Annotated in this window: 17 protein-coding genes and 1 pseudogene; 5 read left to right on the top strand and 13 right to left on the bottom strand. The window is 44.2% G+C overall.

Features of this window, described 5'->3' with window-relative positions; genetic code table 11:
• The first annotated feature begins 242 nt into the window (after nucleotides 1-242).
• A complete protein-coding gene (locus NG798_RS12340; RefSeq protein WP_261222962.1) occupies nucleotides 243-1,451 on the top strand; it encodes an HhoA/HhoB/HtrA family serine endopeptidase in 1,209 nt (402 codons plus the stop codon).
• Between the two features lie 88 nt (nucleotides 1,452-1,539).
• Here the strand turns inward: NG798_RS12340 and NG798_RS12335 are convergent, their stop codons facing one another.
• From NG798_RS12335 to NG798_RS12315, 5 genes are all read right to left on the bottom strand, one after another.
• Nucleotides 1,540-1,893, bottom strand: coding sequence for a DUF760 domain-containing protein (locus NG798_RS12335; RefSeq protein WP_261222960.1), 354 nt, complete (start codon nucleotides 1,891-1,893; stop codon nucleotides 1,540-1,542).
• Between the two features lie 123 nt (nucleotides 1,894-2,016).
• Nucleotides 2,017-2,577 (bottom strand): SMC-Scp complex subunit ScpB, encoded by a 561-nt coding sequence (gene scpB / locus NG798_RS12330; RefSeq protein WP_261222958.1) that lies wholly within the window; start codon nucleotides 2,575-2,577, stop codon nucleotides 2,017-2,019.
• A gap of 80 nt (nucleotides 2,578-2,657) precedes the next feature.
• Nucleotides 2,658-3,509 carry an ABC transporter ATP-binding protein gene (locus tag NG798_RS12325; protein WP_261222955.1) on the bottom strand — a complete coding sequence of 284 codons (852 nt, stop codon included), beginning with the start codon at nucleotides 3,507-3,509 and terminating at the stop codon, nucleotides 2,658-2,660.
• Between the two features lie 189 nt (nucleotides 3,510-3,698).
• On the bottom strand, nucleotides 3,699-3,866 hold the full coding sequence (locus tag NG798_RS12320; RefSeq protein ID WP_261222953.1) for a hypothetical protein: 168 nt from the start codon (nucleotides 3,864-3,866) through the stop codon (nucleotides 3,699-3,701).
• Nucleotides 3,863-4,210, bottom strand: coding sequence for a hypothetical protein (locus NG798_RS12315; RefSeq protein WP_261222951.1), 348 nt, complete (start codon nucleotides 4,208-4,210; stop codon nucleotides 3,863-3,865). The genes NG798_RS12320 and NG798_RS12315 overlap by 4 nt, the downstream gene beginning before the upstream one ends.
• 72 nt (nucleotides 4,211-4,282) lie before the next feature.
• Here NG798_RS12315 and NG798_RS12310 point away from each other — a divergent pair, with 72 nt between their 5' ends.
• Entirely contained in the window at nucleotides 4,283-5,548 is a 1,266-nt protein-coding gene (locus NG798_RS12310) for an FGGY-family carbohydrate kinase (RefSeq protein WP_261222949.1), read from the top strand.
• Nucleotides 5,549-5,661: 113 nt separating this feature from the next.
• Here the strand turns inward: NG798_RS12310 and pcrA are convergent, their stop codons facing one another.
• Entirely contained in the window at nucleotides 5,662-8,001 is a 2,340-nt protein-coding gene (gene pcrA, locus NG798_RS12305; RefSeq protein ID WP_261222946.1) for a DNA helicase PcrA, read from the bottom strand.
• Nucleotides 8,002-8,112: 111 nt separating this feature from the next.
• Between pcrA and NG798_RS12300 the strand changes: the two genes are divergently transcribed.
• From NG798_RS12300 to NG798_RS12290, 3 genes are all read left to right on the top strand, one after another.
• Nucleotides 8,113-8,868, top strand: a complete 756-nt coding sequence (locus NG798_RS12300) for a Uma2 family endonuclease (RefSeq protein WP_261222944.1) — start codon at nucleotides 8,113-8,115, stop codon at nucleotides 8,866-8,868.
• A gap of 170 nt (nucleotides 8,869-9,038) precedes the next feature.
• Entirely contained in the window at nucleotides 9,039-9,578 is a 540-nt protein-coding gene (locus tag NG798_RS12295) for a hypothetical protein (RefSeq protein ID WP_261222942.1), read from the top strand.
• A 7-nt stretch (nucleotides 9,579-9,585) separates the two neighbouring features.
• Entirely contained in the window at nucleotides 9,586-10,800 is a 1,215-nt protein-coding gene (locus NG798_RS12290) for an OmpA family protein (RefSeq protein WP_261222941.1), read from the top strand.
• A gap of 24 nt (nucleotides 10,801-10,824) precedes the next feature.
• Here the strand turns inward: NG798_RS12290 and NG798_RS12285 are convergent, their stop codons facing one another.
• From NG798_RS12285 to NG798_RS12255, 7 genes and pseudogenes are all read right to left on the bottom strand, one after another.
• Nucleotides 10,825-12,534 (bottom strand): HAMP domain-containing sensor histidine kinase, encoded by a 1,710-nt coding sequence (locus NG798_RS12285; RefSeq protein WP_261222939.1) that lies wholly within the window; start codon nucleotides 12,532-12,534, stop codon nucleotides 10,825-10,827.
• Between the two features lie 360 nt (nucleotides 12,535-12,894).
• Nucleotides 12,895-13,428 carry a DUF4278 domain-containing protein gene (locus NG798_RS12280; RefSeq protein WP_261222933.1) on the bottom strand — a complete coding sequence of 178 codons (534 nt, stop codon included), beginning with the start codon at nucleotides 13,426-13,428 and terminating at the stop codon, nucleotides 12,895-12,897.
• A 165-nt stretch (nucleotides 13,429-13,593) separates the two neighbouring features.
• Nucleotides 13,594-14,847 carry a methionine adenosyltransferase gene (gene metK, locus NG798_RS12275; protein WP_261222932.1) on the bottom strand — a complete coding sequence of 418 codons (1,254 nt, stop codon included), beginning with the start codon at nucleotides 14,845-14,847 and terminating at the stop codon, nucleotides 13,594-13,596.
• A gap of 79 nt (nucleotides 14,848-14,926) precedes the next feature.
• On the bottom strand, nucleotides 14,927-15,664 hold the full coding sequence (locus NG798_RS12270; RefSeq protein WP_261222924.1) for an HAD family hydrolase: 738 nt from the start codon (nucleotides 15,662-15,664) through the stop codon (nucleotides 14,927-14,929).
• Nucleotides 15,665-15,895: 231 nt separating this feature from the next.
• Complete coding sequence (locus NG798_RS12265) at nucleotides 15,896-17,023, bottom strand: 30S ribosomal protein S1 (protein ID WP_261222922.1); 1,128 nt, start codon at nucleotides 17,021-17,023, stop codon at nucleotides 15,896-15,898.
• A 341-nt stretch (nucleotides 17,024-17,364) separates the two neighbouring features.
• Entirely contained in the window at nucleotides 17,365-17,913 is a 549-nt protein-coding gene (nrdR, locus tag NG798_RS12260) for a transcriptional regulator NrdR (RefSeq protein ID WP_261222920.1), read from the bottom strand.
• 606 nt (nucleotides 17,914-18,519) lie between these two features.
• Nucleotides 18,520-19,805 (bottom strand): annotated as a pseudogene (locus NG798_RS12255) (integrin alpha); the annotation flags it as partial.

Genomic DNA, 19,805 nt, shown 5'->3' with positions numbered 1-19,805 from the left:
GTTGAAATTTTATATTTAATGGGGCCGGTTCCGGGGATTCACTAAGAGAAAATATCACAATATTTAAGTTTAATTGTGGGCGAATTTAAAGATTTTTTCAAAAAATGCGTTAATAAAAACTTAAAAAAATCTGACGCTCAGGAAATTTTTGTTAATTGGTTGAGTGAGAGGCTGGGAAGGGAAAATTTTTAAGCTAAAGTATATGGGTGGGATAAAATGTAATTTAAAATAGAGAAAATTTTATGAAGTATTTAGTGCGGCAATGGGCGGTTTATGGCAGTGTAGTTGTGATTGGGGGTGCAGGGGGGTATTGGGGTAGCGAGTTTTTGGATAAGGGCGTTCCCCAACTGCCGAAAACGGTGCCGGTGGTGCTACGAAATTCTACAATGGCTCAGTTGCCGATGCCGGGGCCGTCCGTTAAAAGTCGTGCTTACCCAAATTTTATTTCGGAAGTTTCGGATCTTTTGGGTACGGCGGTAGTGCGAATTGATTCGGCTCGCAAGGTTTCTGACGGGATGTTACCACAGTTGGAAAATCCGTTTTTTCGTCAGTTTTTTGGTGAAGATATGCCCGCTCCTTCGGAACGGGTGGAACGCGGTACCGGCTCTGGGTTTATTTTGAGTTCGGATGGCAGGTTATTGACAAATGCTCATGTGGTGGCCGGTGCGGATGAGGTAACAGTTACGCTCAAAGATGGCCGGCAATTTGAAGGTAAGGTTTTGGGATCTGACCCGCTGACGGATGTGGCGGTGGTGAAAATTGAGGCTGTTAATTTGCCGGCAGTTAAAATTGGTAATTCTCAAGCTTTGGTGCCCGGACAGTGGGCGATTGCGATTGGCAATCCTTTGGGGTTAGATAATACGGTGACGGTGGGGATTATTAGTGCTACGGGCCGGTCGAGTGAGGAGGTGGGGATTCCTGATAAACGAGTGCGTTTTATTCAAACGGATGCGGCGATTAATCCGGGGAATTCTGGCGGGCCCCTCTTAAATGAACGGGGGGAAGTTATTGGGGTTAATACGGCAATTCGGGCTAATGCTCAGGGTTTGGGTTTTGCAATTCCCATTGAAACTGCTAAGCGTATTGCCGATGAATTGGCTACAAAAGGTCAGGTTGATCATCCGTTTTTGGGGATTAGAATGCTGGAATTAACCCCCCAAAGACGCCAAGAAATTAACTCAAAAGTTGAAGGTGGTTTTAAAATTACCCAAGATCGGGGGGTGTTGATTTTGGGGGTGGTTGAGGATTCACCGGCTCAAAAGGCGGGTTTAGAGGAGGGGGATATTATTCTAAAAATGAATGGGGTGCCGGTGAAAACAACCTCGGAGGTTCAAGAACAGGTGGAAGAGGCCGGTGTTGGGGGAGCAGTGCAAATGCAAGTTAACCGCAACGGAGCGACGAAACAAGTGCAGGTACGTCCGGGGGCTTTCCCGCTCAATTCTTTACGTTAATTGCAGTGAAAGGTGAAGAGTGAAAAAACTAAAACCGTCTGATAAAAGTTAAGGTTTTTGCTGAATTTCACGGTTTTATGTGGGCTTTTCACTTTTCACTTTTGCTGTCTGGATCTTTGTTGAGCGATCCACAATCAGCTAAGGTTTCTTCGAGTTTCATTCGCTGTTCCATTTGATGGAGAAAATAGCCGGTCATCATAGCACTGGCTAGTAAACCGGCTAAATTTTCCCGATTCGTGGTAATTTGAACATCAAAGTTTTCTGAGGGCAGCATTCCCACCAGTCCTTGCACATTTTGAGAGATAATTTGCTTGATTTCTGGACTGGCAGACTTAGCCACACGAGCTAAAACTTCCGGCGGTTGATGCTGCAAGTATTTTAATAGGGGGTTGGTTGCGATTTGTTCTGTTTCAAAACTGTGAAAGTTAGGGTTAAACACCATCGGGCCTCTGAATGTTTGCCTTGTTATGTTCTAGTTTAAACGATTGTGATCAAATGTGTCTTTGCGTGGCTCGGTTAAGGGTTGATTTTTGAGTGGAAATTAGGCGAGTGTGTCTGCTTTGGGTTATAGTTCTTCTGGGAGATTTTGGGAGAGTTCTTCATCGGGGTTTGGTTCGGATTCTTGGGGTTGGGTGATGGCAGGAAATTGTAGTTTAAGTTGTTGGGGTAGTTGATCTACTTGAAAATATTGGTGAAATTTATCGGTGACTTGCAGCCAGTAGGAGCGTCCATCAGGTTTACGACGCCGGCGAATAAAGCCTTGTTCCAGTAATTCTTGAACGTGCTGGTAGGCGCCGGAGCCGCGCACTTCTACTAGCTCACTTTGTGTAAGTGGGGCTTTGAGGGCAATGGCTGCGAGGGTACGCAAGGCTCCGAGTCCCAAGTCAACGGGAATAAGGGTATGGACTAATTCTTGATAGCTATCTCGCAGTTGCAAACAATAGCCGCCTTTTGTTTCCACGACTTCTAAGGCGCTGTCGCGGTGTGCGTAGTCGTTGATCAGTTCGATGAGGGCTTCTTCGACATTTGTGCGGTCTACTTTGGCATACTCGGCGAGTTCTGCCAAGGATACGGGCTTGCCTTTGAGATACAAAATGGCTTCTATTTGTGTTGCTAATCTAAACATATTTGTCATTTGTCAATGGTCAATGGTCATTTGTCATTTGTCAATGGTTATGGGTCATTGACAAATGAGATGATGACAATTTAATCTAGTTGCCGGCCGGTGAGCTCTACAAAAATATCTTCTAGGTTGGAAGGTCTTACCATCATGCCGGTTTTGTCGGTTTGTTGGTCGAGGTAGCTGTTAGCTTCTTCTAGGCTTGGGAAAAATACATATTCCCAACGATCTCCTATTTGTTTCATTACTAATCCTTCACCGTGTTTGGCTCGCAGTTCTTCTAAGGTTCCCAGTTCTATGAGTTTTCCATTATCCATAATACCGATGCGGTCGCATAAATATTCTACTTCATCCATGTAGTGAGTGGTTAATAACATGGTCATGCCTTGTTTGTTGAGTTCTCTGATAATTTCCCACAATCGGCGTCGCGTTTGGGGGTCGAGTCCAACGGTGGGTTCATCGAGAAACAATATTTGCGGTTTGTGTAATAATGCTCTGGCGATTTGTAAGCGTCTTTTCATTCCTCCAGAGAGGGTTTTGACTAAATCTTTGCTCCGGTCTTTTAGTTCGACGTATTCTAACCATTGGTTGATTAATTGTTGCCGACTTGGGTTAGGAATGTGGTGTAATCTTCCATGCAATTCCATGTTTTCCCATACGGAGAGGTCGCCGTCTACGCTGGTTTGTTGCAAGACAACTCCGATGGTTTGTTTGACAAAATTAGGTTGTTTTGTAACGTCGTAACCTATGACTTCTATGCGTCCGCCGGTGGGCTTTGTTAGGGTGGTGATCATGCGTATTGTGGTGGATTTACCGGCCCCATTCGGCCCCAACAATCCAAACATTTCACCTTGTTTGATGGTAAAGGATAAGTTGTTTACTACGGGCCGGTTGTTGTAGGTTTTTTGGACGTTTTCTAGGTTGACTGCTATTGTCATGGGGGAGTGTGAGTGGTTTTTTGTGTGGTTTTTATTGTAACTGAAAAGGGTGCAGCAGTTTCAGCCCAGAAAAGCTAGAAAAAGTGATTGCTAAATCGGTGGAAATTTTACAGTAGTTAGGAAAGATGCTGGCCGGTTTTTTGATGATATCGGGGTGTGGTTGATCACATTACACCCCTTTGATATGTTTTACACTCCACCGGTTGTTTCTGGGGTTCGTTGAAAGTCTTTGAGTTTGGTTTCCCATTTGATGATAAAGACATCCATTAACTCACCTGCTTCTTTAGTTTTTTGTTCAGCAGCTTTGGAGAGTTCTAGCATTTCTAGCAGTGTTTTCTCATCTGGTAACTGTTTCATGGCAAATCTCGCAACCTCGCAATAATTCTTTCTACCATTATTTTAGCTTCTAGGACGCGACCAAGGATAGTTGCTAATTCTAGGCCGGCTTCTTGAATTTCACTCGGTGTCGCGTCTGCTAGGGTTAGTATGTTCTCTATCCTTTGAATTCTTCCTCTGTAGGTTTCTACAAAAAATAAAACATTATTGAGATTAGCAAATAACTGAGTTAGTATAGCATTCTCTGGAAAAAGCCACAGCGTCGGTCTTAATGCGTTCACTCCCTCTGTTGCTTCTCGTTCTGTTTCCTCAAGTTCTTGGTTTAGCCGGTTAATGAGGGCTTTAATTTCTGCTGGTATAGCCATGTTTTGTTAGTTTTAAACTCAAATTTGTATAAAATTGTTTCAAGTTAATATTCTACCACCCCCAACAGTTTAATGAATTTTTATCTAGGTCTTGATTTCGGTACTTCTGGCGCTCGTGCAATGGTAATTGATGCTGCCGCCATTGTTCATTTTGAAGAGCAATTTCCTTTCAGCCAACAAAATAATTTACCTGAACTTTGGCAAACCGGCTTATTTAGTCTTATTTCGCAAATTCCCCTAGAAATTCGCCGCTATATAAAAGCGATTGCTATTGATGGCACTTCTTCAACAGTGCTGTTATGTAATGAGAGCGGCAGCCCTATTTCTGAACCGCTGCTTTATAATGATGGGAGGGGTGTTTCTGAACTGCAAGAATTAGAGATAATTGCTCCTCCTAATCATACCGTTATCAGCGCGACGTCGAGTTTAGCAAAATTGCTTTGGTGGCAAACTCAACACGGTAATTTATCAAAATTTTGGTTTCTGCATCAAGCTGACTGGTTAGGGTTTTTATTACACGGAAAACTCGGTATCAGTGATTATCATAATGCCTTAAAACTTGGGGCTGATCCTGAAAATTGTTCGTATCCAAACTGGCTATTAAATATCGAAAATTTACCGAATTTGCCGCAAGTTTTGGTGCCGGGGATGCCGGTGGGGGAAGTGAGAGAGGAAATGTGCGAAAGTTTGCAGTTACCGCTGGGTTGTGTGGTTTGTGCCGGCACTACAGATAGTATTGCGGCGTTTTTGGCAAGTGGGGCAAAATTGGCCGGTGATGCTGTGACTTCTTTAGGTTCAACTTTAGTCTTAAAACTGCTCAGTAATACTCGAATTGATGATAGCCGGTTGGGGATTTATAGTCACCGTTTCCCCTCCCTTTCTAACGAGAATCTTTGGCTAGTTGGTGGTGCTTCTAATACGGGGGGTGCGGTGTTGCGGGAGTTTTTTACAGATGAAGATTTGGCGAATTTAAGCTTACAAATTGCTGCCAAAAAATCAATTAATTTGGATTATTATCCGTTAATAAAGCCAGGGGAGAGGTTTCCAATTAATGATGCAGCTTTACAACCACGACTAACACCCCAGCCAGAAAATAAAATTGAATTTTTGCATGGTTTATTAGAAAGTATGGCCAAAATTGAAGCACGGGGATATGAGTTATTGCAAGAATTGGGCGCAACAAGTTTGCGGCGAGTTTATACTGCGGGAGGTGGGGCAAAAAATGCAGTTTGGGAAAAAATACGCAGTCGTTATTTGGGGGTAGAAATGAGCAAGCCGGTGTCTGTAGAAGCCGCTTATGGGAGTGCTTTACTAGCGATGCGAGGGGTAAAAAATTAACCGCAGATGTCAAGCAGGCAAGATGCCTGCTCCACAGATAAATACAGATAACCTATCCGCGTCCATCTGTAGTGGGGCAGGCATCCTGCCTGCCTTACCGAAGCGGTTAAAAATTATTCCACTTTTTGCACCGGCGCTATTTTGGGGTCAAGAATTTTTTGCCCAACTTTGGCAAACTTCACCGCAATAAACATCTTTTCCCCACTTCCAGAAACCAGCGAAACTTGTCCAAAACCAAAATGTTGATGAGTTACCTTATCTCCCACCTTCCAATCGACAGATTTTAGATTTCCTGTTGGAGATTTACCAGAAAGGGATTGCGTAGAAGATGGGGTACTTCCGGCACGTTTTTTAGCCAGACTTCCGGTGAGATATTCTTGGGGTAGTTCGCCTAAAAATAGCGAAGGAATAGCAGTTTGCCGGTTTCCCCAAGTCCGTCTTTCAATTGCATGACTGAGAATCAATCTTTCTTGTGCGCGAGTAATCCCAACATAACATAGCCGGCGTTCCTCCTCCAAAGAAGCAGGATCATCTAAACAGCGGAAATGCGGTAAAATTCCCTGTTCCATTCCCACCAAAAATACTACCGGAAACTCTAAACCTTTCGCAGCATGAAGCGTCATCAAAGCAACACGCTCATCTCCCTCTTTCACATCATCAAGATCCGAACTCAATGCAGCATTTGAAAGAAAATCCTGCAATTTGACTTCTGTGTTTTCTTCCTCATATTGTGAAACTGCATTCAACAGTTCTTTAACGTTTTCTAAACGATCCTCCGCTTCATCAGTTTTCTTACTTTTTAAATCCTCAACATAACCCGATTCATCGAGAATTCCTTGGACAATTTCAGATGCCGGTAAATTATCTAATTCTCCCTGCCATTTTTGAATCATCTCCACAAATTTAATAATGGGATTTGCAGCCCTTCCAGCAATTGTTTTCACCGAATCTTCATCGCTCAAAATTTCCCACACCGGCACCGTTAATTGTTGTGCCATTTGCACAATTCTGTCAATTGTTGTTTTGCCAATTCCTCGTGTGGGAGTGTTAATAATTCGCAGCAAACTTACCGTATCAACAGAGTTGACAATTAACCGCAAATAAGCTAAAACATCCTTAACTTCTTTCCGGTCATAAAACTTTAAACCCCCCACCAAAGTATAAGGCACATTCCAGCGTACTAGAGCCTCTTCAAACACCCGTGATTGAGCATTTGTGCGGTAAAGAATCGCAAAATCTCCCCATTTTAATTCAGGATTTTGGCGCACCATTCCTAAAATTTGATGAGTTACAAATTGCCCCTCTTCTATTTCATCCTCAGCACGGTGTACATAAATCGGTTCACCCTCGCCGCGTGTGGGACGTAAAATTTTATCAATGCGTTCGGTGTTATTTTCAATGAGCCGGTTAGCAACGTGGAGAATATTATCTCTGGAGCGATAATTTTCTTCTAATTTTACCATTGTCCGCGTATCATCATCAGCCAAACCATCGCCAAAGTCCTTTTGAAAATCCAGCAAAATTGTAAAATCTGCCATGCGGAAAGAGTAAATCGATTGATCCACATCTCCCACCACAAAAACCGAACGATTTCGCCAGTCAGTTTCTTTAGGATGAGCACCATTTGTAACCAGCAACCGAATGAAATCATATTGCACACGGTTAGTATCTTGATATTCATCCACCAAGATATGAGCAAATTTTTGATGCCAATAACCTAACACCGATTCATTCTGTTTAAATAACTCCACCGGCACTCGGATCAACTCATCAAAATCGAGGGCATTATTAGCAGCCAAAGCATCCTGATAAAGACTGTACACCTGAGCAATAATTTTACCCCGATAATTCGCTTGCTCAAATTCAAATTGTTGCGGCGATAAGCCTTGATTTTTGGCATTACTGATGGCATAGCGAACAGCACGAGGCTCAAATTTTTTATCATCCAAATTCATCTGACGTATGACAATATCTTTCACCAAACTTTGCGCGTCTGACTCATCCAAAATCGAAAAATTTTTCTTCCAAGTGCGTCCGCGTTCATCTTGGTATTTTTCAATATCAAATCGCAAAATTCGACTGCACAAACTGTGAAAAGTTCCCACCCACAAGGGTTTGATATAAGTTTTATAAACCCGCGATCTTAAGCGCGTTTGTTCATCCGGGTTTAAGGCTGCAAAAGATTTACCATATTTTTCTAAAGCAAGCTGACTAGCAAATAGTTTTTCGATGCGTTCTTTCATTTCCCGCGCCGCTTTGTTCGTGAAAGTAACCGCCAAAATATTATCAGGATCTACGCGGTGATTGCGGATCAGGTTGGCAACGCGATAAGTTAAGGCGCGAGTCTTTCCCGAACCGGCACCGGCCACAACCAATAAAGGGCCGCAAAAATGTTCCACTGCTTGCCGTTGGGAGGAATTGAGATGGCTAAGGAAATCGAGAGTTTGTGTCATGGTGTGCCGGTGGTTTTACGTCGCTTACCAACTTATTTTATCTTACTAGATTATTCTTTACAAGCTATTTTTGAAACGTTAAAATAAAAGCAGTTTTAAAGGAGTTAAAAAATGGTCGCAGAAATTTTGATAACCGAAACTCCCATCCCTCCCGATATCAGCGATTTAGTCATAGAGGACGATACTCCGGTGGATAATTTTTACAGTGAAAAGCAACAGCGGTTTTTAACGACAATTCTCTATGACTCTTGGCGGGGACTAGATGATACGGGCCGGTTTATTGCCGCTGCCAATGTCGGGGTTTTTTATGCCGTCAAACAACCGCCGCTAGTGCCTGATGTTTTTGTTAGCTTAGATGTGACAATGCCGGAAGATTGGCGAGAGAAAAAAAATCGCACTTACCTAACTTGGGAATTTGGAAAAAGCCCGGATATTGTCATAGAAATTGTTTCTAACCGCGTTGGTAATGAGTTAACATCAAAACTCCAAGATTATGCAAAAATGGGAGTAGGGTATTACGTTGTTTATGACCCCTTAAAAATTTTGAGCCAAGAAGCCTTGCGGATTTTTGTATTGCAAGCAAACCGCTATCAAGAAACTTCTGATACATGGCTAGAACAAGCCGGTTTAGGGTTGACACTTTGGGAAGGAGAATTTGAAGAAAAAACCGATGTTTGGTTACGTTGGTGTGATCGCAGCGGTAATCTAATTCCCTCCGGCAAAGAACGGGCCCAACACGCCGAAAATCGTGCCGAACAAGCCGAAAATCGCGCCGAACAAGCCGAAAATCGCGCCGAAAAATTAGCAGCCAAACTGCGAGCATTAGGCATAGATCCTGACGCTAATGGTGATAGCAACCCCAGCTAAACCGGCCTAATTTTATCAAAAAATTTAGCCTGCTAAGAAAAACCGACTAGCAGGCTGAAACTTTTTCCTTCCGCAACCACCGGCACTTTTTTGAGATATGAAAAAGCATTAAAACCTATTTCCCTAATCGCCCTAAAATGATAAAATCCAAAAAACGTTAGAAATCCATCATGCTCAAGCGTCTCCTCCCCCTACTCACCGCACTCTCGTTATTAACAGCCGGTTGTCAATTTTTTGGCGCCGGCAAACAAGACGACTCCCAAGACTCAAACAAGACAACCACAACCGAAAAACAAGCAACAACGCAGCAAGCAACCGGCCCCCTTCCCCCACAGCAAACCTATGATTTACAACAAAATACAGAGGAAGGCGTAGTCATGCGTTTGTCTAAAATCACCTTTAGCGAAGATAGCATAATTGTTGATTTAGCTGTTACAAATGGCACAAAACAAGTTATTAGTCTTAACCGAAAAGATGATATGTTTGTCTCCGATGATTTAGGAAATACTTACAGGTTAGTAGAACCCCCCGATAACCCAAAAATTTCTATAGATCCACGCGCCACATTACAAGGACAGTTTGTTTTTATTGGTCGTTTAGCACCAAGAACTAGGTTTTTAAATTTAGTAACAAATGAGACTCGCCCCAGTTATTATTCTCAAAGTCCCAACCCCGAAATAAAATTTGTAAATATTCCTATCAAAAGATAATAAACCCATGAAAATATCCGCGTTAAAAGCCCAATTCTTAACCTTCAAAAAAAAGGTTATAATTCCCGCACTCAAAGCAACCGGCGGTTTTGCTTTATTGGTTATTTTCAGCGCCATTGCCTATGAAATATTAAAACCCAAATACCCCAAAGAAACCACCGTTAAAATCGTGCCGGTGTCTGTAACAACCTACCAAGTATTTCCCGCAACAGAAAGCGTATCAAGCCTCAGCGCAAACGGAACAACAACCACAACAACCCTCAGCACAAATCCACCCACAACCGCAACAACCAGCCTAGAAAATAACACCCAAACCACAACAACCCTCAGCACAAATCAACCCACAACCACAACAACTAGCCAAGAAAATACCACCTCCACAACAACCACCCCCGAAACTCAAACCACAACCACCACAGAAACCCAACCGGCAACCACAACAACAACCATAGAAAACCCCCAACCAACCACCACAGAAAACCAACCGGCAACCACAACAACGACAGAAGTAGAAATCTCAGCCTTACCCGAAACCAACCTAAAAACTATAGAACCAATATTAACAGAATTAAAAGCCCAAAAAACCCCCGAAGGCATAAAAATTAACATCCCAGAAAACATTTTATTTGAATTTGATAAATACAACGTTCGAGCAAATGCAAAACCCACCCTAACCAAAATAAATCAACTGTTAACCCACTACAAAAACTCGCAAATACTCATTTATGGACATACAGACAACAAAGGCGAAAACGACTACAACTTAGAACTATCCCAAAAAAGAGCAGCCGCCGTAAAATACTACTTCGTCAACAACTTTAAAATCACCCCCACCCTAATATTTACCAAAGGCTATGGAGAAACAAAACCCATCGCCCCCAACAACAACCCCGACAACACAGACAACCCAAAAGGAAGAGAAAAAAACCGCCGAGTAGAATTCATAATCAAAACCACCAGCCAACCCCCACAAACAGCAAAACCAAGCACAGAACCCTTTCAAAACGCAGTGAATAACGCCATGAATGCCGGCCTAATCACCCAAACCGCAAAAACACAACAAGACTGGGAAAAAGTAGCCTTAAAATGGCAACAAGCCATCGAATTAATGCAAAAAATACCCCCCACCCATCCTAACTACCAAACCGCCCAACAAAAAGCAATAGAATATCAAAAAAACCTAAACTACGCCCAAACCCAAGCCGACTTAGCAGCCGAATAGAAGCCCGTTCCTCCTCTTCCCCAATCACTCCTTAACACAAACCGGCAAACGCACAGTAAAAACAGACCCCTCACCAAGCTTACTTTCCACAAAAATCTCCCCCCCCATCATCTGACAAAAAAAGCGACTAATCGCCAAACCCAAACCCGTACCCCCATACTTTTTAGTCGTCGAAGCATCCCCCTGACTAAAAGCTTCAAACAACCTTTCCAACTGTTCTTGAGACATCCCAATTCCCGTATCAGTCACCTTAAAAACAAGAAAAGACCCAGGATTAATATCATCTTCCTTAAAAATAGTTAAAGTTACCTTACCATTTGCCGTAAACTTCGCCGCATTACTCAACAAATTAAAAAGAACCTGACGCAACTTTGTTTGATCCGTGTACATTTGGCCAAGATTATCAGCACAAGCCAACTCAAAAAAATTATTATTTTTATCCATCACCGGCCTTACCATTCCCACCACCGACTCAATTAAATTCTTAACCTCAAACCTCTCCGTAAAAAGCTCCATCTTTCCCGCTTCAATCTTCGAGAAATCCAAAATATCACTAATCAAATTCAACAAATGCTTACCAGCCGAATTAATCGAACGCAAATCACTTACAAAATCCGTATTTTCCAACTCCAAATCAATAGCATCCTCCTGCAACAACTCACTATAACCAATAATCGCATTTAAAGGAGTCCGAAGCTCATGGCTCATATTCGCCAAAAACTGACTTTTCGCCTTATTCGCCGCCTCCGCCGCCTCATACGCCTGCTCCAACTCCTTTGTGCGTTGAGAAACCCGCTCAATTAAATGATTCAAAGAAACCGCCAAAGACCCAATTTCATCCTCCGCCGCCACCGGCGCCCGTAAATCAAAATTCGACTCCCGCGCCACCCGTTCCGCCACCCTCGTCACCGTCACCACCGGCCTAGCAATAGCCCGACTCGTTCGCAAAGCCAAAAACGAAGCAATAGCCAACGAAACCAACATACTAAGCACAATAATCAACTTTTCAATTCCCTGAGCATCCTCCATCAAAACTTCCCCTTGCCGCTCTTGCTCTTGCGCCGTTTCCAACAGCTTCCCCAACTCAAAAGTCAACTCTTCCAAACTCCTCGCCCCCTCACTTTTTGCCGCAGCAAGCAACTTATTTCTTAGCTCCTCAATCTCCTCACCCCCTGCTTTCGTCGGCTCCACACCTTGCAAAATCAAACTTATTTGCTCCGCATACAACTCCAAACGACCCTGACAATTTCCGATTAACTTATAAATAATTGGCGGCTTCGCAGCCAACCAAGCCGGATCAGTATTAATAAACCGCTCAACTTCCTGGCGCAACTTTTTACTACGAGCAACACTAGCAAAAAAACGCATTTTTTCAAGCGAAAGCAACTGGGCATCATCCACCACCGACCCCATCTGAGACCCATGCAATTGAGCCTCCATCACCGCATCCTTATAATTTCCCAAAAGTTGCGCTTGCACATGAGCATCAGCCAACTGCTCAACCCCCTCCCCCTGAAAATAATCAGCAATAATCATCCCAGTCATGGAGCCAAAAAAACCAATAGCAAGCGCCAAAAAATACCCATAGCCAATTTTTTGATGAATTCGCCAAGGGCGCACAGAAGATTTCCAAGGAGCGCCAAATTGCAGATTATTGCTTTGCTCAGAAAATTGACCAGCAACAATATTCTTTTCGCTGTTTTTATCAGATGTAGAATGCTCGTGAGACTCCATAGCGCCAAAACTCCTTGCCCTTCATAAAAAAACACTCCCCCTCCACTCAGACCCCCATTTACCCAGAGGAAGAAAACATAAACACATTCTCATAAAACCCCCAGATGTTGCACGAGTTAAGATCAGAGCATCAGGCAATCATAGCCGGCCCTACAAAGTAACCCCTCATCCCAAGCAAAGTTTGACGCAAAGTTTGACGCAAATTTTGACATAGTTTAACAGACACTCACAACCGGCATCTCTTCAACAAATACAGATTGCTCCCCTACAAGCTTAACAACCAAACGCACCCACAACACAACTTCTATAAACTGCCAAAAAAAACATCCCCCTTAAAAAAATCCCATCCCCGAACAACCCCTAAACCTTACCCTCATCGCCCTCAACCGGCTCAATTTTTTTAATTGTTGCACCCCTATACTTAATCTCAACCGGCGGCGGCAAATCAGAAGGCTTAACCTCGTGAGAACTCCAAACCTGACCCCGGTATCTCCCCGTAATTTCCTGCTTAGTTTCCTCAACAACCGGCAGATCAACCTCATAATCAACCCCCCGGTAACTCAAATGCTCATGTAAACCCTCATCCCCAGACACCACAGCATCTTGCCTTCCCCCATCCACAACCTTAGCCGAATTCTTCAAACCAGCAAAAAAACCCCCCTGTTCTCCGCCAACATCAACACCCACATCACCCGGTTGAGACAAACGTTGCGTACCCAACAACACCAAAACCAAAAGCAAAAACTGAACCTGCCAAGGAGCAACCACCAAACTCACAAGCAAACAAACAATAAAAACTGCCACCGACATATAAGCAATTTCATCAGCCGAATGCTTCAAAATAAAAAAAACAATACCAGCGAACAAAAGCGGCCACAAAAAGGAAAAATCCATACTTACCACCTCAAGGCTATAAGTACAAGTATCCTCCACAGTATAGAATAACCCATTGCAAAAAACCCTCTCGGCCCCTCTGCCGAACAAAACCGCGCCTCTACCTTTAAAAAAAAACCCGTCTTCAAAAAGAAAACGGGGATCCAACCAAAAACAAAAAAACGCTTAACGAACAGAAACAGCCTCAGAAAGCATTTCTTTCAACAAAAGCGCCTTATCAGTTTGCTCCCAAGGCAGATCCAAATCAGTCCGCCCCAAATGACCATAGGCAGCCACATCTTGATAGAAACGACCGCCTCGTTCAGCCGGCAACTTTTGCAAATTAAACGCCTGAATAATCCCCGCTGGACGCAACTCAAAAAGCTGCTGCACAGCTTCGAGTAAACGTTGCTCATCCACCGTAGAAGTACCAAACGTTTCAATCATCATACTCACCGGACGTGCCACCCCAATTGCATAACTGAGTTGCACCTCACACTTAGCAGCCAACCCAGCGGCGACAATATTCTTTGCCACATAGCGAGCAGCATAAGCAGCAGAGCGGTCAACCTTTGTCGGATCTTTGCCAGAGAACGCACCGCCGCCATGACGAGAATAACCGCCATAGGTATCAACAATAATCTTCCGACCCGTCAACCCCGAATCCCCCTGCGGGCCACCGATAACAAATTTGCCGGTGGGGTTGACAAGAAACCGAGTTTGTGAATCAGGCTGAACCTCAATGTCCGCAAACACTGGCTGCACCACTGCCGTCCAGAGGTCTTCCTTGATTTTGGCTTGCACTTCGGCATCGGTTCTCAACTCACCAATGGTTGCATCATGCTGAGTAGAAACCAAAATGGTATCAATGCCAACAGGCCGGCCATCTTCATAAGCCACCGTGACCTGAGTTTTGCCATCGGGACGCAAATAAGGCAACTGGCCGGTTTTCCGCACAGCCGCCAGCCGGCGCGCAATCCGGTGTGCCAAACTGATCGGTAAGGGCATTAATTCCGGGGTTTCGTTGCAAGCAAAACCAAACATAATCCCCTGATCACCGGCACCCACCTTATCTAACTCATCATCGCTTTGCTGGCGAGTTTCTTGAGCCGTATTCACACCTTGAGCAATATCAGGAGACTGCTCATCCAAAGCCACCAAAACCGTGCAACTATTGGCAGAAAAGCCATTATCAGCATCGGTATAGCCAATTTCAGCAATTTTTTTCCGCGCCAAGTTCACGAAATTAACATTGGCTTTGGTGGTAATTTCGCCGGTAATCAAAACCAGGCCGGTGTTCACCACAACTTCAGCAGCAACACGGCTTTTCGGGTCTTCTGAAAGCAGGGCATCCAAAATCGTATCGGAAATTTGATCGCAGATTTTGTCAGGATGTCCTTCGGTCACAGATTCAGAAGTAAACAGATAACGTTTCGTCAAGGATTCTTCCTCCTTCTAGTTTGAAGAATTTGGCAAAGTGGTCGTAAATTTATCCATCATCCCTCAAAATGGCACAAATTCAGGAGACGATGGAAATTTCGTTAAGTTGGGAGATAATCACATCTGCATCTTTGAGATGTGAATGCGCCGACTTTTTGCGGCAAATAGCGATACAACCGGCAGCCTGAGCATTTCGTGCCATTTGAATATCCACCGGCGAGTCTCCCACCATCAAAGCAGACTGCGGAGAAACTGCCAAAGTTCGGCAAGCCGCTAAAAACAGCGACGGATCAGGTTTACTGACGCCGCCATCGACTCCCATTTGCAGTTGAATGTAAGACTCAAGTTGATAGTATGAAACAAATTTCAGCACGTTTTCGGTTGTATCTGCTGAAAGAATACCCAGTTTTAAACCGCCATCTGACAAAATTTTCAGCAATTCTGTGGTGCCGGTGAAAAGCGGACAAGGGGCATTATTTTTTAAGGGCCGGTTTGCCTCTTCAAAAGCACGGCTGACAATTTCCAGAGATTCTAGCCAACCCCTGCCGGTTTCAGCCACATAAGCAGCCGAAGCAATTTCATTTTCGCGCCGGCTTCCCACAGCCATCAAACCGGCAGGATCAAGTTCATCACCCTCAATACCATAAGCCATTAACAGCGGTTCCCCGACGCCCGGAATTTGAGCATCAATCATCCGGGCGCGTTTTTGTCCGAGGTTGCGTAAAAAATCTGCCGTATCTTCCAAGGTGCCATCTTTATCAAAAATGACCGCTTCAATGTTTTGGAAGCTCACACCCCGACATTCAATTGTTGCCAAAATTTCCTCCAATTTTCGATTCTACGCCGCCGATACCAATTTACTATGGCTGTTTTTGAGGAGTATTATTTAACCGCTTACATCTGCCCTTGAAAAAATAAATCTACGTTGCTATTTAGAAAAAAACTCACAGTCCAATCGAAAGCCATAAAAAAAAGAGGGTTGCGCCCAAAATGGAAGCGCAACCGGCTTTTTAGCAAACACCGGCTGCACAGATACAGCCATGTCGGCTTATTCTTCAGCGCTGACTAATTCCTCTTCGGGGGAAACTTCAACCGCCGACGGCGCTTCTTCTAGTTCGGCTGCTGCGGGCGCTTCTTCTAGTTCGGCTGCTGGGGGCACTTCTTCTAGTTCGGCTGCTGGGGGCACTTCTTCTAGTTCGGCTGCTGGGGGCACTTCTTCTAGTTCATCGGTAGCTTCATCGGTAGCACCGGCCACAGCACCGGCAGCTTGAGCTTGCTGTTTAGCCCGCTGTTGTTCGCGGTACTTGGCAGCCATTTCTTCTGCTTTTTCATAAACCAACTGCGGATTTTTCACCATATCACCCGCTTCTGGTTCGAGTTGCTTGGTAGACAGAGAAATCCGACCCCGTTCTGCATCCAAATCAATGATCATCACTTTGACTTCATCATTGACATTAAAGACACTGTGGGGAGTATCAATATGATCGTGAGAAATTTCGGAAATGTGCAGTAAGCCGCTGACTCCACCGATATCGATAAACGCACCATAAGGCTTGATGCCGCGAACGTTGCCGATAACGACCTCGCCAACTTCGAGACGGTTCATCTTGCGCTCCACTAAGGCGCGGCGGTGACTTAAAACCAGACGGTTACGATCTTCGTCTACTTCCAAGAATTTTAAAGGTAATTCTTCTCCCACCAAATCTTCTTTTGGTTTGCGGGTGCTGATATGAGATCCGGGGATAAAACCACGCAACCCTTCAATGCGAACAAGCGCTCCACCTCGGTTTGTAGCAAACACGAGTGAGCGCACGGTGGCATCTTCAGCTTGCAATTGGCGTACCCTCTCCCAAGCCCGCATATATTCGATACGCCGGATTGATAGGGTTAACTGCCCATCCTCATTTTCATCGGTGAGGATGAAGAATTCACGGGTTTCGTTGGATTGTAAAACTTCTTCGGGAGAGTCTACGCGATTGATTGACATCTCCTGAACGGGTATGTAGGCCGCTGTTTTAGCACCGATGTCAATCAGAGCGCCCCTAGGTTCTATACTGAATACTGTACCTGCTACTACATCACCAGGGCTAAAGTGATAATCGTATTTGTCAAGTAGGGCGGCGAAGTCTTCGTGAGTAAAGCCAACTTCTTTAGTGATTGTTTTCTGATTGACCATGCGTTTTGTTTCCTGCTGGGTATTCTCCGTAGTAATTTGGCCTCCTGTAAATGTAGGACAAACACGGCTGAGTTTCGTGGTTCGTTACATCTACAACGCTTCCATCGCTTTTTAGGCGGAGCCTTGGAAGTCGTGAAAGCTTCGATCTTCAATTATAACTTGATGCTATGGCTTGCGATCACTTTTATTTGTCCCTTGCCTTAAATCCAGCCTGATTGGTCAGAGACGAGGGATACGGTTTTGGGGTTTGGGCCGGTTATCAAAAATCTCGAAAGTCTTGATAATATTGATTTTCAGCTTATGTGAACAAGGTTTTTTAAAAAAAATTCTGATTAAGGAAATTAAAGAGAAAGCGGTGCGGGTTTGGGGATGACGGGCTCGTTATCTTCCTGCTCTGGCGATTCGTCAAGCAACTTTTCGGCTGAGGTGGAGGAAATTTGGCGGTTTTGCAGGTGGTCTAAGGTTTCGACAAAATCGCGGATGCCTTGAAACTGCCGGTAGACGGAGGCAAATCGGATATAGGCTACTTCGCTGAGGTTGTGAATGCGGCTGAGTACGAGTTCTCCAATTTCACTACTGGTGACTTCTCGTGTGGTTTGTTGCTGAACTTCTGATTCTATTTCATCGACAAATGCTTCTAAGCGAACTGAGGGAATGCCGGTTTTTTCACAGGATCGGACTATGCCGCGTAATAGTTTAAATCGGTCAAAGGACTCGCGCCGGCCATCACGTTTAATGACTGTTATGGGCACATATTCTATACGTTCGTAGGTTGTGAAACGCCGCTTACAGTTAAGGCATTCGCGCCGGCGTCGGATAGAGGCACCGGCCTCTGAAGACCTCGACTCTAAAACGCGACTATCGGTGTAATGACAAAAAGGACATCGCATAATTAGACGAATGGGGGATAGGGGAAAGAAAATTGCTTGAAAAAAAACCTGACAAAATCATCAATTTTCCTTATCCTATCAAACTGTGTTCGGATATTTAGCTTTGGAGCGGGCTTTCTCTCACAAGACCGCAAGGCTGGCCGGTTTAATAGCTAACGCTTTTTTTGTTTGTTGGGTTCAATGAGGGGAAAATGCAGGTTTTTATTTTATTTTTTTCTGCAAGCTTATATATTTAGGCTAACCGGCCCTTCTCATTACCTGATTATTTTATGATAGTTCTTCCTTATCGGTTTCAGTGTAGCATATCTGCTGGGTTTTGTCAAGCTAAATCTCTCTTCTTAAAGCCGGTTTCTATTCTCTTTCTCTCTGCGATGTTATAAATCTTTTAAGATGCCGGTCTCTACAATTTAATGTGATATTTTATGATGGTTCTTCCTTATCGATTTTAGCATATCACGCCGGTCTGCTGATTGTCAAGGGATTTTTGGCAGAAATTAGGGGGTTTTTCGGTTTTTTTTGATTGGCAAAATTTAAAGAGAGAAACCGGCATTTTTCCAAGGTTAACTCCGAAGTGAAAAGTTAACTGAAAAAGCCGGCTTCTTAAGACTAAATCACAATGCCGGTTTGAGTGACATCGGTTTCCACAGCTAACTGCAACTTGCCTTTAGTGTAAATTGTTTCAGAGCCAACAACACTGCTACTGAAACCAAAGCCGGCTAAATTGGCAGTCACCGCATCTCCACTATCACCCCGTATAGTTAAACGGTTGAAACCACCCGTTGCGCGAGTTTCTTCAACCAAATTCAACAATGCACCATAACTTAAATTTAAGGTGTTATTGCCGGTGCCGGTTAAATCGATGGTTTCAAAAGAGGCGATTTTGGTATTATCTGAAGAGCCGGTGAGGTCTAAAGTTATGCCACTTCCTGCTAACACCAAAGTATCATTCCCTAAACCACCATCTAAACGGCGGAAATTAGCATTGCTGATGCTGATCGAATCATTTCCTGAGCCACCATACATCAGGATATTGCTGAAACCACCATCGGTGAGAATATCATTGCCGGCTGCACCAACTAAAGCTTCATTATTTGCGGTGCCGGTGAGATTATCAACACCAGCAGTACCAAGTTGAGTGACGGCGCTGGTGAAGTCTCCACCAAATATGATGTATGACTTGCCGGCATTAGTAACAGAAGCAGGATCAGCACCAGGAGCACCAACAATTAAATCAGCCAAACCATCACCGTTGACATCGCCTGCACTGCTGACTGATTGGCCGCTAAAGTCACTAGCCGCCTCACCATTGATGATAAAACCACCACTACCGAGAGAGCTTAAATCAATTGCTGTATTGTCTGTTTTGCCAAACACCAGGTATGACTTGCCGGCATTATTACCAGGAGCAGTATCAGCATAGCGTGCACCAACAATTAAATCAGCCAAACCATCACCGTTGACATCTCCTGCACTGCTGACAGAAGCGCCGCTCTGATCAAAAGCCGCCTCACCATTAATGATAAAACCACCAGTACCGAGAGAACTTAAATTAATTGCCGTAGTGTCTGCTTTGCCAAACACCAGGTATGACTTGCCGGCATTATTACCAGGAGCAGTATCAGCCAAGCGAGCACCAACAATTAAATCAGCCAAACCATCACCGTTGACATCTCCTGCACTGCTGACAGAATAGCCGCTAAAGTCATTAGCCGCCTCACCATTAATGATAAAACCACCAGTACCGAGAGAATTTAAATTAATTGCCGTATTGTTTGTTTTGCCAAACACCAGGTATGACTTGCCGGCATCATTATTAGGAGCAGTATCAGCATAGCGTGCACCAACAATTAAATCAGCCAAACCATCACCGTTGACATCTCCTGCACTGCTGA

Source organism: Ancylothrix sp. D3o, assembly GCF_025370775.1.
Lineage (GTDB): Bacteria > Cyanobacteriota > Cyanobacteriia > Cyanobacteriales > Oscillatoriaceae > Ancylothrix.
Note: the sequence above shows the minus strand (reverse complement) of the source record. Positions and strands in the feature narration are given on the sequence as shown.